Origin of the sequence: Fusobacterium ulcerans ATCC 49185, assembly GCF_900683735.1 — a bacterium.
In the GTDB taxonomy this organism is placed as follows: Bacteria; Fusobacteriota; Fusobacteriia; order Fusobacteriales; family Fusobacteriaceae; genus Fusobacterium_A; species Fusobacterium_A ulcerans_A.
In genome coordinates this window covers 2,449,928-2,465,207 of record NZ_LR215979.1, presented here as the reverse complement: position 1 = coordinate 2,465,207, position 15,280 = coordinate 2,449,928, and the positions used below count along the sequence as shown (strand labels likewise).

Annotated in this window: 12 protein-coding genes; all 12 read left to right on the top strand. The window is 28.5% G+C overall.

The window, feature by feature from the left end; all coding sequences use genetic code 11:
- Positions 1-37 precede the first annotated feature (37 nt).
- The 12 genes from E0E45_RS11025 to E0E45_RS10970 all read left to right on the top strand — a co-directional run bounded on the left by E0E45_RS11025 (position 38) and on the right by E0E45_RS10970 (position 15,277).
- The gene (locus E0E45_RS11025; protein WP_232044107.1) at positions 38-910 is read left to right on the top strand and encodes a dual specificity protein phosphatase family protein; all 873 of its coding nucleotides are present in this window, start codon (positions 38-40) and stop codon (positions 908-910) included.
- 23 nt (positions 911-933) lie between these two features.
- Entirely contained in the window at positions 934-2,634 is a 1,701-nt protein-coding gene (locus tag E0E45_RS11020) for a bifunctional alpha/beta hydrolase/class I SAM-dependent methyltransferase (protein ID WP_130891213.1), read from the top strand.
- Positions 2,634-3,239 carry a CDP-alcohol phosphatidyltransferase family protein gene (locus tag E0E45_RS11015; protein WP_130891212.1) on the top strand — a complete coding sequence of 202 codons (606 nt, stop codon included), beginning with the start codon at positions 2,634-2,636 and terminating at the stop codon, positions 3,237-3,239. Before E0E45_RS11020 ends, E0E45_RS11015 begins: the two co-directional genes overlap by 1 nt.
- A 16-nt stretch (positions 3,240-3,255) precedes the next feature.
- Positions 3,256-4,110 (top strand): phosphatidate cytidylyltransferase, encoded by an 855-nt coding sequence (locus E0E45_RS11010; protein WP_130891211.1) that lies wholly within the window; start codon positions 3,256-3,258, stop codon positions 4,108-4,110.
- 343 nt (positions 4,111-4,453) lie between these two features.
- A complete protein-coding gene (locus tag E0E45_RS11005) occupies positions 4,454-7,867 on the top strand; it encodes a DUF4132 domain-containing protein (protein ID WP_130891210.1) in 3,414 nt (1,137 codons plus the stop codon).
- A 2-nt stretch (positions 7,868-7,869) separates the two neighbouring features.
- Positions 7,870-8,982 (top strand): ATP-binding protein, encoded by a 1,113-nt coding sequence (locus E0E45_RS11000; RefSeq protein ID WP_130891209.1) that lies wholly within the window; start codon positions 7,870-7,872, stop codon positions 8,980-8,982.
- Entirely contained in the window at positions 8,943-11,387 is a 2,445-nt protein-coding gene (locus tag E0E45_RS10995) for a DUF5682 family protein (RefSeq protein WP_130891208.1), read from the top strand. Before E0E45_RS11000 ends, E0E45_RS10995 begins: the two co-directional genes overlap by 40 nt.
- The gene (locus tag E0E45_RS10990) at positions 11,377-12,486 is read left to right on the top strand and encodes a VWA domain-containing protein (RefSeq protein ID WP_130891207.1); all 1,110 of its coding nucleotides are present in this window, start codon (positions 11,377-11,379) and stop codon (positions 12,484-12,486) included. The genes E0E45_RS10995 and E0E45_RS10990 overlap by 11 nt, the downstream gene beginning before the upstream one ends.
- The gene (locus E0E45_RS10985; RefSeq protein WP_130891206.1) at positions 12,462-14,150 is read left to right on the top strand and encodes an SWIM zinc finger family protein; all 1,689 of its coding nucleotides are present in this window, start codon (positions 12,462-12,464) and stop codon (positions 14,148-14,150) included. The genes E0E45_RS10990 and E0E45_RS10985 overlap by 25 nt, the downstream gene beginning before the upstream one ends.
- Before the next feature lie 11 nt (positions 14,151-14,161).
- Positions 14,162-14,452 carry a hypothetical protein gene (locus E0E45_RS10980; protein ID WP_130891205.1) on the top strand — a complete coding sequence of 97 codons (291 nt, stop codon included), beginning with the start codon at positions 14,162-14,164 and terminating at the stop codon, positions 14,450-14,452.
- A gap of 190 nt (positions 14,453-14,642) precedes the next feature.
- Positions 14,643-14,906: a hypothetical protein gene (locus tag E0E45_RS10975; RefSeq protein ID WP_130891204.1), complete on the top strand. Its 264-nt coding sequence runs from the start codon at positions 14,643-14,645 to the stop codon at positions 14,904-14,906.
- Positions 14,906-15,277 (top strand): DUF2085 domain-containing protein, encoded by a 372-nt coding sequence (locus E0E45_RS10970; RefSeq protein ID WP_130891203.1) that lies wholly within the window; start codon positions 14,906-14,908, stop codon positions 15,275-15,277. The genes E0E45_RS10975 and E0E45_RS10970 overlap by 1 nt, the downstream gene beginning before the upstream one ends.
- Positions 15,278-15,280 lie beyond the last annotated feature (3 nt).

Here is a 15,280-nt window from a genome sequence, read left to right as displayed (position 1 = left end):
GCTCTGCTTTAGAGTCAGTATCGTCATTTTATTTTGTATGGGAAGAAGATATTCCATAGTATTTTATAGGGAGATAAAAAGTAAAGTAAAATATCTATTCTGTGTTTGGTTTTTTCTGATGGGATTATCTACAATTTTTATTTATCAACATCATGTAATAGATGTAATATTTTCTCTGGGACTTACTCTGTTTACTATTTTTATTTTTCCTGAAAAAGATAATAAAAGAAATAGAAAAGTAGGATTTGTATATTTTTTATTCAGCTTTATATTATTTACATTAGGATTGATATTCTTTAATTGGACTAGAATATTATTCTGGAGTTCTCTATCTTTTTTTCTTGTAGGAAAATCTTATGTAGAGAACAATTCAAAATATTTAAAGAAAGCTGGAAAAATAAACTATCACAATAAAATAATACATTTACCTTACTTGTTTTGTTATAATATTATATGGAAATATTTTAGAAAATATGAGAATGAACCTTGGAAGGAGATTGCTCCTGATATTTTCATTGGTTCAAAATTAAATAATAAAGAGGTTGAATTTTTTCTTTCTGATAAAAAAGTCATTGTAATAGATCTATCAGCAGAATCAGAAGAGAATGATATATTAAAAAAAGCAAGCAGAGAATATTATTCCTTTCCACTTTTGGATATTTGTAATTTTAATGAAGATATATTTTTATCAGTTTTAGAGTTAGTTGTAGAGAAATATAAAAATTTAAAAGAAAATGAAAAGATATATATACATTGTTTAATGGGATATTCAAGAAGTGCAGCCTTAGGAAGTGCTTTTTTAAAAAAGAATTATCAGCTTGAAAGTGAAGAAGCTGTCTTTATAATAAAGAAACTGGTTAAAAATGCTGTAATTCCAGATTATATGCTGGATAATATCAAAGAATGCTAGAGCATTCAAATAAGGAGAATTCTATGGAAATGAATTATTTTAAGAGCTTTGATAATGCTGATATATTTTATAGAAGCTGGAATTTTGACAAAAGTAAAAAAACTTTAGTTGTGATTCACAGAGGACATGAGCATTCAGAAAGATTAAATGATTTTGCATCTAATGAGAAATTTAAAAAATATAATATTTTTTCTTATGATTTGAGGGGACATGGATGTACAAAGGAAAAGAGTTCTCCAGTATTTATGGATTATGTGAGGGATTTAAATTCTTTTGTAAGTTTTATAAAAAAAGAATATAAAATATCAGAAAAAGATATTTTTGTAGTAGCAAATAGTATAGGAGGAGTTATTCTAACAGCATGGGTACATGATTATGCTCCTGAAATTGCAGGAATGGCACTTCTTGCTCCTGCTTTTGAAATAAAATTATATGTTCCTTTAGCAAAGGAATCTATTATATTTTTAACAAAACTTAATAAAAACGCTAAAATTCCAAGTTATGTTAAATCTAGAGTACTGACTCATGATGAAAATGAACAGAAAAAATATGATTCAGATAGATTGATAACTAAGGATATTAATGCCAGACTTCTTGTTGATCTTTTAGATGCAGGAAAAAGATTAGCTGATGATTCTGCTGCCATTGAAATTCCTACAATCATTTTTTCTGCTGGAAAAGATTATGTAGTAAAAAATAATTCTCAGAAAAAATTCTATTTAGAACTAGGAACTGAATTAAAAGAATTTATATATTTAAAGGATTTTTATCATGGGATAATGTTTGAAGAAAAAAGAGAAGAAGTCTATAAAAAAATAGATGATTTTATTATAAAAAGTTATAGTTTAAAAAAGGAAGGTATAAATATTCTTCCAGAAAAATTTTCTCAAAAGGAATATGAAACTATTTTATTGAAGATGATTCCAGTTAAAGAAAAAATATCTTTTGGAATACAAAAATTTCTTCTAAATAAATTAGGGTGGTTAAGTAAAGGAATGAGTGTAGGATTGGAACATGGATTTGATTCAGGACCTTCTCTTGATTATATTTATAAAAATCAAGCTGCTGGAAAATTTGGTGTTGGAAAATTCATGGACAGATGTTATTTAAATGAAATAGGATGGAGAGGAATAAGAGAAAGAAAGAAAAATCTTCTTGAATTAGTAAGAGAAAGGATAACATCATCAGCTAAGAATAATGTGAAAATATTAGATATTGCTGGGGGAGTTGGAAATTATCTTTTTGATATTAAAAGAGATTTCCCAGACGTTGAAATCATAATAAATGAATTTAAAAAAGAGAATATAGCAGCTGGAGAAAAGGTTATTGAAGAAAATAAATGGGAAAATATTAGGTTTACTAATTTAGATTGTTTTGATTTTGAAACTTATAAAAAACTTGAGTTTACACCAGATATAATTATAATTTCAGGAATATTTGAATTGTTCAATGAAAATGAACTTATAAATCGGGCAGTAAAGGGAGCTAGTGAAATACTTGAAAAAAATGGATGTATTATATATACAGGTCAGCCATGGCATCCTCAACTTCATAAAATAGCTTTTGTTTTGAATAATCATAGAGAAGGAAGTTGGATAATGAGAAGAAGAAGTCAAAAAGAACTGGATAATATTTTTAGATATAATGGATTAGAAAAAAGAAAAATGCTGATAGATAATTTTGGTATTTTTACAGTTTCTTTAGGTGAAAAGAGAGGAGAATAATGGATATTTCAATATATAATTTAAAGAGAAAATTTCAAGATTTATTGATGCCATTATGCAGAAAATTGAACTTTATTGGGATAACTCCTAACCAGATAACTATTGGAACTATGATTTTAAGTATTGTATTTTCCATGATTTTTTATGTGTTTTCAAAATATAGATGGTTGTTTTTGACAGTTCCATTGTTTTTCTTAATAAGAATGGCTCTTAATGCATTAGATGGGATGATTGCCAACAGATTTGATAAAAAAACGAATTTAGGTGTTTTTCTAAATGAGATTGGAGATGTAATTGCAGATACAGTTTTTTTCTTCTGCTTTTTTTCTGCCATAAATATTAATACTATATTAACTATGTTATTTATATTTTTAGGAATATTATCAGAATATACTGGAGTGACTGCTATACAAATTGATGGAAAAAGACATTATGAAGGACCAATGGGGAAAAGTGACAGAGCCTTTTTTATAAGCCTGCTATCAATTTTTATATTTTTTAGATTAGATAATAAATATATAGAATATTTTATAGTGTTGGGAATAATTTTACTTTTCCTTACTATATATAATAGAATAAAAAGTTCTTTAAAAAATATTTCATAAAGGAGGAAAATATTATATGGAGATATTTCAAAAAATTCCTATACTTATTTTTTTCTTTTTTATAGCAATAGGAGCATATATATTTGTATATTTATTAAAAAATAAATTCAGCAAAGAAAGATATAAAAATTTATGTCAGAGAATAAAAACATGGCTGATAATAATCAGTTTTTTTTATCTGGGAAGTATAAATAAATTATCAATGATTGTTTTATTTAGTTTAATATCCTATTTGTCATTAATAGAATTTTTAAAATTATTTGATGTCAAAATAACTGCTGAGATGAAAATGATAAGTATATTAATAATAGGAAGCAATTATTTTATTATTTATAGAAATATGCTTTATGTTTTCTATTTTTTTGTTCCATATATAACAGCAGTAGCAAGTATGTTTATTAAAAAGAAAAAGAAGATAGCTGTAAGTTTTTTTGTCAGTGTCTATCTTATAAGCTTTATTTCATATTTAGTGAATATAAAATCTGGAATTTCATTGATTATAGGATATATTATTCTCATAGAATTAAATGATGTTTACCAATATATAACTGGGAGTATTTTTGGCAAAAGAAAGATAGCTCCCAAAATCAGTCCAAATAAAACTTTAGAAGGTGTAGTTGGTGGAATAATAACAACAACAACAACTATATTCTTTTTAAATATAGCTTATGAGTATAAAATTAATATTTGGATGGGACCAATAATAGCTATACTTGGATTTTTAGGAGATATCTCAATTTCATATTTTAAAAGAAAAGTAAATAAAAAAGATTCAGGAACTATACTTGCAGGTCATGGAGGAATGCTTGATCGTGTTGATAGTTTAATTTTTAACTCTCCTGTTATTTTATTGATGACATTATATTTATAAATTAAATATTTTAATTTGAAGAAGCTTGTTAATTAAGACGGAAAAATATTTGAAAATAGAAATTAAACAACAGATATTTCTATAAAAACTTTTAAAATATAATCTTTCTTTATAAATGCTTCTTTTTATTTTGTAAAGTCTGGAGGTGCTGATTTAACAAAAATGATGGAGAAAACAAGGTTAATAAATGTTTACTTATAGTTGCGAGAAAATTATCTGTAAATATATATAGGAGGCTGTTTCATTATTTGAAATTTTGAAGTATAATAGAAACAGGACAATCAACACTTATCTATTCAGATAAACAAAAAAATAAAGCTATTATAAAATATAGGGGGTAAAAATGGCAAAAAAAGAAGTAGCAGAAATTATTATGAGAAATGTATATTCTTATAAGGATCCACAAGTAAGAGAGCAGCTGGAGAGTTATATATTAGGGGAAACAAATATAGCTCCATCAGGAAATGATATCAGGCAGAAAATGTCAATGTATCAAGCTTATGGTTTTGAAAATATGAGTTGTTTTGATGAAAATAAAAATTTTATAGATAATGAAGATGGAGAGGTATTAAAAAGATATACAGAATTGATGTATAAAGAAGCTCCAGATAAATTAAGTGCTCAGTTTCAGCTTTTTAGTGGGAAATATAGTCTTTATAAAAATTTGGGATTCAGCAAGGCATTTATAAAAGAAGATTTTCAAAAAACTCTTTTATACACTACAAGATATTGGTGGCAGACAGAAAAAGAATCAGTAAATAAATTTATTGAAAATTATAAAGACATTGCTAATGAATATATAGATGAATATGATAAAGTAAATGGAAATGCAGCTTTTGCAGCAGGAATAATTCTTATAACAAAATTAGCAAATGAGAATGAAAGCAGTTCAATAGAAAAAATAGGTAATATTTTCTTTGGAAAAAAAGAAAAAATAGTAGAAAAACTGGAAAGATTTTTTTATAGTATTTTAAAGAAAAGACTTAAAGATAAAACTGTAAAAAGAATTTTAGAAAATGATATAAAAGATCCTCAAATAGATAAATATTATAATGAATTTGCTCAGATAAAATTAGTTTTTACATCTGAAATGCATGAATCTATTTTAATTACTAAAATAATAAAAGAAGTAAAAATGGCTTCAAATATTATTTTTCAAGGTGTAAGAGTAGCAGCAATGGCAGAACCTGTAACATTCCTTTATATACATAATAATGATGAACAGACAATGAAAAATATAGAAGAATTAAAGCTTTCTGATAAGTATAAATTAGATTTCTGTTTAGAACGTATTTCAAATGGCTACTATAAGTATAATGAAAAATATTTTTATAAAGCAATAGAAGAAAGTATGAAATTATCACCAGATTATGTGAAATCTATAATGAAAAGAGAGATAGATGAAGAAGATGTAATGGGAAGTGTACTTTTAAGCCTTCTTCTAAAAAATAATTATCTTACTGATGAAGAAAAAGCAGCATATTTAAGAAAAGCTGAAAATCTATTGATAAAATCATATAGTGAAATGTACATGAATAAAGATGTATTTACTTGTGAGTTTCCTGAAATGGGGATGGGAGATTTTGAATTCCTAAGAGAGGAAAATGCAGTATTAAACGGAATAAAAATAGCTGAAAGCGGAAATGCATATAAACATAGAGTAGAAGCTAATAAAATAAGTGTTTCAGCACTTTCATTGATTGAATATTCTACAGTAGCAAGAAATGCAGTAGAAGTAACATTAAAAATAACAGGATATATGAGTTATCTTTTCCATTTTATTATAAATTATAAGTGTGTATGTCCTGTAAATACTGAAAATGCTTATATAAGACTTTATGATAAAATGAGAATTTCATTTGAAGATGTATGTCAGGGATATTTGGACTATAGATTTTCAGAAGAAGAAACTGAGAAAAAAGAATTTCTGGAATTTGCTCATAAATATGAAAAAGAAATCTATGAGTTATTAAAAAATAATTCTTTTGAAATAGAAGATTTAAAAAAATTCATCAATGTTCTTTATAAAGAAAATAATGGATTTGATTATGTAGAACTAACTAATGTATTTGAAAAGAAAATAAAAAGTGTAACAAGCATGGTAGAAGATATGCTTAAATCTAAAGAAAATGAAGTACGTCCTAAAATAGAAGAATTAGCTGGAGCTAAAAGTAAAATAACTGCTGATACTGCTATGCGTCTTATAAGAATATGGGATAATGATAAAATAGAAAAGGATTTGAAAGCAATGCAGGATATTAGTAAAATGGTAGAATATATAGAAAATCTATATACTAAAACTAATGATAAAAATACTCCTTATGCTAAAGAAATAGATTATGCAAGTGTGAGAATAAAAGATTCAGAAGAAAAAATTTCAGAAAAAGTAATGAAATATTTTGTATCTGAATATATAGTTTTAAAAGATCTGTATATAATTAAAGGATGTAAAAAAATACAGGAAATTGTAAATATTTACGATTTAAGACTTTTAATGAAAAATATCTTTGATATGTGGATTGCTGAAGGTTCAACTACAAAATATAGAAATTTACTTTTACCTCTGGCTCTTACAGCTGGTGAAGCTCAAATACCTATGATTAAAAAACAAATAGACTTCTGGGCAGATAACAGCAAACCTGGACTTGCAACCTTTGCTATTCAATCTTTGTGTATGAATGGAAGTAAAATGGCACTGCTTATAGTGGACAGTATGTCAAGAAAACATAAAAATAAAAGAGTAAAAAGAGCTGCACTTGAAGCTATGGATATAGCAGCAGAGGCTATGGGAATGTCTAGAGATGAACTGGATGATATAATAGTTCCTGATTTAGGGTTTGGAAAAGACAGAACTAGAATATTCAGTTATGGAGAAAGGGAATTTAAAGCAGTATTAGATGATAAAATGGAAATAACACTTTTTGATAATACTGGAAAACAGATAAAATCTCTTCCAAAGGCATCTTCTAAAAATAATGACAATGAAGACAAAGCAGCAGAATGTAAAGAGGAACTGAAAAATATAAAGAAACAGATAAAAATTGTTGTAGAATCTCAAAAATTGAGAATAGCTAAAGCAGTTATTGTAGGAAGAAAATGGAGTATAGAAAAATGGAAAGAATTATTTATAGAAAATCCTATAATGAACAGCTTTGCAACAAAACTAGTATGGGAAGAAACAGATGATAAAGGAAATATTATAAAAACTTTCAGATATATGGAAGATGGAACATTCAACACAGTAGATGAGGAAGAGTATGAATTGACAAATGGAACATACATACTTCCGCTGCATCCAGCTGATATAGATGAAGAGGAACTGGCAGCTTGGACAGAACAGCTTGAAGATTATGAAATAGTACAACCAGTGGATCAGTTGAATATTCCTGTGTATATTCTTAAAGATGAAGAACTTGAAGAAAGAGAAATAACAGAATTTAAAACTAAAAAGATATATGCTTCAACTTTCAAAAGTGCAGCAAATAAGCTGGGATTTAATATGGAATTTGCTGAATATGGAGAATGCTGTGGATGTACTTTCCTAGATGAATCAAGTAATCTGAAAATGTTCATATCTACTAATAATTTCTATCCAGGAGATTACAGTACTATTATAAGTATACTTAAAATAAGTTTTATCTCAAGAGAAAGCAACAGTGAAGTAGTTCTTAGAAAAGTACCAAAAAAACTTATAAGTCTTGCATATCTTGCAGGAAAAATGATAACAGAAAAAGCTATTGAAAATAGGGAGGAATAGTTGTGGAAGTAAAAATTTTAAAACCTACTATGGAGATGAAGTATGCTGAAGAGCTGGAAGCATTGAAAAGTACAGATACAGGGAAGAAGCCAGAGAACTGGCTTATGTCTCCAAAGGCAGTGAGAACATTCATCCTTGGAAGCGATAAAGCAATAGAATATAATGGAAAAAAAATTAAAATAACTAAAAAATTCTATGGGGATGATTCTCTTGTAGAAAGAAGTATAATAACTCTGGCAGGAAACAGAGGACTTATGCTGGTAGGAGATCCTGGAACAGCAAAAACTATGCTGAGTGAACTTTTATCTGCTGCTATCTGTGGAACAAGTACAAATACTATTCAGGGAACAGCAGGAACTACAGAAGATATGATAAAATATTCGTGGAATTATGCAATGCTTTTGGCAAAAGGACCTGTAAGAGAAGCACTTGTTCCAGCACCTTTATACATTGGAATGAAAGAGGGAATGATAACTCGTTTTGAAGAGATAACTAGATGTCCATTGGAGATGCAGGATAGTATGATAAGTGTTATGAGTGATAAAATGCTTAATATACCTGAGTTTGCTGAAGAACCAGTGCTATATGCAAGACCTGGATTTAATGTGATAGCTACTGCTAATACTAGAGATAAGGGTATCAATGAGATGAGCAGTGCATTGAAGAGAAGATTTAACTTTGAAACTGTTCTTCCAGTTAGCAGTGTAACTATAGAAGCTAAAATAATAGAACAGGAATGTGAAAAAATGTTCAATGAGGCTAATATAGAAATGAAGATAGATCATAATGTTATTGAGATACTGGCTCTGACTTTCAGAGAATTGAGAGAAGGAATAACTTATGAAAATATAAAAGTAGATGTTCCATCTTCAGTAATGAGTACAGCAGAAGCAGTATCAGTATATTTCCAGACTGCTATTGATTCATATTATTACAGTGATGGGAAAATAACTGCTGATAAACTTGTACAGAATATTAAAGGAGCAGTAATTAAAGAAAATAGAGATGATTTATCAAAACTTAGAAATTATTTTGGAACTGTAGTGAAAAAAAGAGCAGAAAAAGAGGGGTCATTATGGATAGATTATTACGAGGCGAGAAACAATTTGAAATAGATGAAGAAATAAAAAAAATAGATAAACTTTTTAAAAGAAGTTATGATTTATCTTCTGACTTTATATTGTTTCCTATAAGACATCACAGCCCTGTCTGTTCTTTTCATTTGGAAAAAGTAATAGAGGAATATCAGCCAGAGGCTATATTGATAGAGGGACCAAAAAATGCAGCCCACCTTATAGAATATGCTGTATCTGATAAAACAAAGACTCCTTTTTGTATATATTTAAGCTATGATGACAAGCAGGGAAAAATAAATGAGGAGAAGGGAAAATACAGAGCATTTTATCCCTTCCTTGATTTTTCACCTGAACTCACTGCATTAAAAGAGGGAGCAAAGAGAGGAATACCTTGTGAGTTTATAGATCTTGGTTATGGAGAAAAACTTTTGAATACTCCTGACCCAGAACAGAAAACAGCAGAAAATTATGAAGATGACAGAGTATTTCTACAGAGCAGCTATTACAAAATGCTTGTAGAAAAAATGGGATGTAAAAATTTCAATGAACTTTGGGAAATGCTTTTTGAAATAGAAGGTTTTCATATGGAAACTGAAAATTTTGTAAAAAGCCTCTTTTATTATTGTTATTACAGCAGAGAGAATACTTCTCAAGATGAATTGATTTATCATGGAGATATAATCAGAGAGTATTACATGGCTGAAAATATTCGTGAAGCTATGAAAAAATATAAGAAAGTTTTAGTTGTAACAGGAGGAATTCATACAATAGAACTTGTAAATCTTATTACAGCAGAGAAACTTCCTTCATTTAAAATAGAAAAAATAAAGGAAGAGGATTCACCAAGTTATCTTATGCCATATTCTTTTGAAGAATCTGACAGAAATTCTGGATATGAATCAGGAATGGTCTTTCCATTTTTTTATCAGAAAGTCTGGGAAAACATAAGTAAAAAGAGAAAGAAGCCTTTTGAAGAGACAGTACTGCGTTTTATTATCAATACAGCAGGGGCAGTGAGAAAAAAGCAGCCTCTTTCAATAGCTGATGAAATGCAGTCATACTATATGGCAAGAGGTTTGGGAGAGCTAAGAGAAAAGAAAGAGTGTGGAGTATTTGAGCTGATAGATGGAGTGAAGTCATCTTTTGTAAAGGGAGAGATAAATTCATATCATCAGCCAGCATTAAAGAATTTATACAGACTTCTTACAGGAATGGAAATGGGGACAATAGATCCAGATTGTGGAGTTCCTCCTTTAGTAAATGATTTTTTTGCTAAATGTAAAAAATTTAAAATATCTACAGCAGTAAGTATGAAAAAAGAAACAAAGCTAGATGTATATACCAATGAAAGCCATAGAGAAAAAAGCAGATTTTTTCATCAAATGAATTTTTTGGAAACATATTTCTGCCACTATCTAAGAGGACAGGATTCTAACACTGGAAAAGGAAGGATACTTCTCAGGGAAACTTGGGAGTATAGATTTTTTCCCGGAGTACAGGTGGCTCTTATTACAAACTCTGCATATGGTGGAACTGTAGAAGAAGCATGTCTTTCTCTGATAATAAAAGGAATATCATCAGAACATAGTAATGCCAGAGAACTTTCAGAGAAGCTTTTAAAAGCAAATCGTATGGGATTGAATTCTATATATGGAATTATTTTTGAAAAACTCATGGATATCATAGGTAATGATATGGATTTTCTAAGTGTATCTGACTGTTTTAAAAATCTTTGTGAAGTGAAAACATATAATACAAGTTTTGCCAGGATAGATATTCCAATACTGGATAAAGTGATAGAGTTAAGTCTGACTCGTATGCTGACACTGATATACACTGTTATTAATTCTAAAAAAGAAGATGAAGACAGTATCTGTGATGGAATAAAATTCCTTTATACTTATTTTATAGATAGCATAAATAAAGAGGAAGAGGAATCTTTTATCCAAAGTATGTTTTCAATATACGAAGATAATTCAGCAAATACAGCTTTGTCTGGTTCTAGTAGTGCTGTTCTTTTCAAGAAAAGAAAAATATCTTTGGAAGAAGCTATGAATAAATTTAATTCATATCTAAATGGTTCAGATATTTCTAAAAAAATGTCAGCTTCTTTTCTTAAAGGATTTTTCAAGATAGCTAAAGATATAGTATTTGTAGATGACAGAATGCTTCGCTCTTTAGACAGCATATTGAAAGAAACTGAGGGAGATCTATTTTTAGAAATACTTCCAGATTTAAGATTTGCATTTACATATTTTCTTCCTTTTGAAACAGATAAAATAGCTAAGCAGGTATCTTCATTTTATGATATATCAGGAGAATCTTTGCTCTATGGAGATGTTTTTGATCAAAAAGAAATGGAAAAAGCATTGGATATAGATAGATATTGTGCTGGAAAACTTGATGAATGGCTTCTGGAAAAAGGGGGAGAAGATGGAAGATAAAAAGACATTGAATAAGTGGAGACTTGTTCTGGGAGAATTTGCTCAGGATAGTATGAGTCTTGACCCTCAATATGCTAATATGGATTCTGTCCTTGATTTTCTTTATTCAAGAGAGTATTCAGAAGAACAGGGAATACGTAAAGAGGGAGGAAGAGGAGGCTCAAGTCTTACTGTTCCAGAATGGATAGGAAAAGTAAGAGAACTTTTTCCAGAAGAGACAGTAGAAATAATGCAGAAACAGGCAATTTCTAAATACAAATTAACAGAACTTCTTACTGATGAAAAAATACTTAAGCAGATGCAGCCAGATATGGAACTATTAAAAAATATACTGGCTTTTAAAAGAATGATGAACCCTCAGGTGCTTCAGACTGCTAGAAATATAATAGGAGAAGTAGTTAAAGAGATAGAAGAGAAATTAAGAAAAGAGATAATTGAAGCTTTTCATGGAAAGAAAAATCCATATAAAAGTGGAGTACTTCGTACAATGAGAAATTTTGATTTTAAGAAAACTGTAAGAAGAAATCTAAAAAACTATGATGTAGAAAGAAAAGTTCTTATTCCATCAAGATTGTATTTTTCTTCTCGTATAAAAAAGCAGAATGAATATCATATAATAATAGTAGTAGACCAAAGTGGAAGTATGGTCTCTTCTGTAATATATAGTGCTGTTATGGCTGGTATATTTTCTAAATTATCCATGATAGATACAAAGCTAATAGTCTTTGATACAAATGTGGTAGATCTTACTGATTATGTAAGTGACCCAGTAGAAACTCTCCTTAGTGTACAGCTGGGAGGGGGAACAGATATTTCAAGGGCACTTGATTATGCTGCTTCTAAAATAACACAGCCTCAAAAAACTATTGTTGTATTAGTAAGCGACCTCTATGATGGATATGATTACAGACAGATGTACAAAAGAGTATTTGATATCATAGAAACTGGGGCGAGAATGTTTGTACTTCCTGCTTTGGATTACAGTGCTCAGGGAAGCTATGATAAAAATGCTGCTCAGAAAATGGCAAATCTAGGTGCTGATGTGGCAGCTATCACACCAAAGGAGTTGGCACAATGGATAGCAAAAATAGTATTATAAATGAAATAAAATCTTTTCTTCCCTTTATCAATGAAGAATTTATAGTAAGTATTTCAAATAAAGGAATATATAAACGTTCTATAAAAGATTTGGAAAAGGCTAGAGAAAATATTTTATTATCAGTAAAAAATACAGGAATCATAGAAGTAAAAATAGAAGATGCAGTGGTAGAGCTGAATGTAAATGTTCAAAATAGTAAATGTACATGTCCCTCTTCCAGTATCTGTAAACATATTGTAATGGCTCTTCTTTATTTAAAGGAATTCTATGATAATAATCAAGATGGAGCTGAAGGAGTAAAAGAAGAGGCAAAAGAGGAAATTGATGAAACAGCATTTTATGAAGAACTGAAAAAAATTACTGGAGAAAAGATATTAGAATTAGTTGGAAAGAAAAATTATAATTCTCTTATCAATTCAATTTTTATCAGAGATGAAGCAGTGTTTGAATATGGAGATATGCTTACTGTATCTATTGCCAGTCTAAATGTAAAAGTGTATTTTCCAAAAGAAAATTCTATAGAGAATGCTATGTGTTCTTGTAAAGAAAAAGGAATCTGTTCACATAAAGCATATGCCCTGATATCTTACTTGATAAAAGAGGGGAAAATAACAGAAGAGGATACAGAATATGATAAAATAGAGATAGGAGAAAAGGAAAAAGAAATTATAAAGAATCTTCATATTTTTATAAGTTCTATATTTGATAAGGGAATATCTGGACTAACTGGAAATGAAATAAGTCAGGCAGAAAAATTCTATATACAGACTTATGGAATAAAACTTTTTGCAGCAGCAGATGAATTGAAAAATCTTTCAAGTGAGCTAGGATTTTATTTTTCTAAAAATATATCTTTTTCTAATAAAAGATTGATGCATATATTATGTTCTGTCTATAATAGAACATCAGCTCTTCTTGCAACAGAAGATAACAGAAAAAAAATGATGCTTGCAGGACAGAGACAGGAAGAAAAATTTAATCTTGATAATATTGAGTTGATAGGTTTGGGAGCTTCTGGAGGAATCACTAAAAGAAATGATCTTTTAATAACAGCTTATTTTTATTGTAAGGATATAAAGACTATTTTATCTATGAGTACCCTCAGACCTTATGAAAATAGTTCACAATTAGGCACTTTGTATAATATGGGGCAGGTATGGTCTAATGAGCTTTCTTTTAAAGAAGTATCCATGTCAAAAATGTCTTTGAGAGATGTAAAATTATCTACTGGAAAAATATCTTCTGCAAAATCTACAATTTGTAGTATAAAAGGAAAAACTTCTAGAGAAGATGTACAGGAAATAGCAGTTTCTGATTACTCTTCTATAGTAGAAGAGTTAAGACAGCATAAATTTAAGTATTTCGAACCATATTCAGCTACTAAAAGTATTTTTTTAATAAAAGTAGAAGAGATAAAAAATATAGAGTATGATAAGATAGAACAAAAACTTAAATTTGATTCTTTAGATTCAAACGGAAATATTATAACTTTTGATATAAAATATAATTCTGTATCAGAAAATGCTATAAAGTATTTTGAAAAGAATAAAACAGGACTTTATTTTGAGTATATACTTGGAAGTATTAATGAAAAGAATGGTATAATGAATGGAAGATTTTTAAGTGGAATACAAGATGGACAGGTAAGAAATATATTTTTTTAAGCAGGTGAAAAATGAAAAATAATAATGTTGTAGAAACAATAATAAATGATACAGAAAATATTATGAATGATATTTTTCTAAGTGGTTTTCATACAGTACAACCTGCAACTCTTGAAAAGCTTGAACAAATAGAAAATTTGTGCAGGAAAACTGGAATGAGTAAAGCAGGAGAACTTATAGGAAATTTAAAAAACGAACTTAATAAGAGAAGAAATAGTTTTGAGTATGATATAAAAACAGCTGCTGACATATTTTGTAAATTGGAATTTTATATTCAAAATGCAAAGGATATGATTTTTTAAAAAATTCTCTATTTTTCTTTTTGATAATAGGATGATTTTATTTATAAAAATAAAAAGCTATGAAGATTATTTTTCAAAAAATGTAATTGAATTGAAATTTCAAATTTAAAGTAATAGAGGAAATAATCTGGAAATACTTGAACAGCTATGATAAAATGTAAATATATTAAAACATCAAGGGGGATACATAATGAGCGAACAAAAAGATGAATTTGATACGGCAGCAGAAGAAAGGGTACAAGTAAAAAATCTAGATAGAGGCGGTTTTGGCTGGGGATGTCTAGGTTTTTGTATTCCAATGGTTGGGTTGATATTATGGCTGGTATGGAGAGATGAAAAACCTAAAACAGCAAAGGCATTGGGAATAGGAGCTTTGGTCAGTGCAATTTTAGGAGTAATATTTGTTATTCTTTATTTTATATTTATTGTATTAGTTATTGTTGCAACAAGCTAATGTATAGAGTAGGAAAATTTTTAAAAATATTATTTATGTGCCATTCAAAACCTGAAAGAAGTCTTTACTTTAAAGAAAAACAATTTCCTATATGTGCGAGATGTACAGGAATACTGCTGGGATGGATATTTGGAATAATATATTGTCTTTTATTAGAAGTTCCTAAAGGGTATATTACTATATTGATTCTTTTTCCTTTGATAGTTGATGGAACTATGCAGTCATTAAGAAAAAAAGAGAGCAATAATATCAAGAGAATTATTACAGGAATTTTGTTTGGTATGGGAACTATATTTATTTTTGTATACTTTCATAGAATAATGATGAAATTAGCTCTTATTTTTTTGGAAAAATATAATTTTATTAAATAAAAA

What these genes read in the sequence shown, in the direction of transcription:
- E0E45_RS11020 (WP_130891213.1), top strand. Translation starts at nt 934, where the DNA reads ATGGAAATGAATTATTTTAAGAGCTTTGATAATGCTGATATATTTTAT.
- E0E45_RS10975 (WP_130891204.1), top strand. Translation starts at nt 14,643, where the DNA reads ATGAGCGAACAAAAAGATGAATTTGATACGGCAGCAGAAGAAAGGGTA.
- E0E45_RS10970 (WP_130891203.1), top strand. Translation starts at nt 14,906, where the DNA reads ATGTATAGAGTAGGAAAATTTTTAAAAATATTATTTATGTGCCATTCA.
- E0E45_RS10995 (WP_130891208.1), top strand. Translation starts at nt 8,943, where the DNA reads ATGGATAGATTATTACGAGGCGAGAAACAATTTGAAATAGATGAAGAA.
- E0E45_RS11005 (WP_130891210.1), top strand. Translation starts at nt 4,454, where the DNA reads ATGGCAAAAAAAGAAGTAGCAGAAATTATTATGAGAAATGTATATTCT.
- E0E45_RS10985 (WP_130891206.1), top strand. Translation starts at nt 12,462, where the DNA reads ATGGATAGCAAAAATAGTATTATAAATGAAATAAAATCTTTTCTTCCC.
- E0E45_RS11015 (WP_130891212.1), top strand. Translation starts at nt 2,634, where the DNA reads ATGGATATTTCAATATATAATTTAAAGAGAAAATTTCAAGATTTATTG.
- E0E45_RS10980 (WP_130891205.1), top strand. Translation starts at nt 14,162, where the DNA reads ATGAAAAATAATAATGTTGTAGAAACAATAATAAATGATACAGAAAAT.
- E0E45_RS11025 (WP_232044107.1), top strand. Translation starts at nt 38, where the DNA reads ATGGGAAGAAGATATTCCATAGTATTTTATAGGGAGATAAAAAGTAAA.
- E0E45_RS11010 (WP_130891211.1), top strand. Translation starts at nt 3,256, where the DNA reads ATGGAGATATTTCAAAAAATTCCTATACTTATTTTTTTCTTTTTTATA.
- E0E45_RS10990 (WP_130891207.1), top strand. Translation starts at nt 11,377, where the DNA reads ATGGAAGATAAAAAGACATTGAATAAGTGGAGACTTGTTCTGGGAGAA.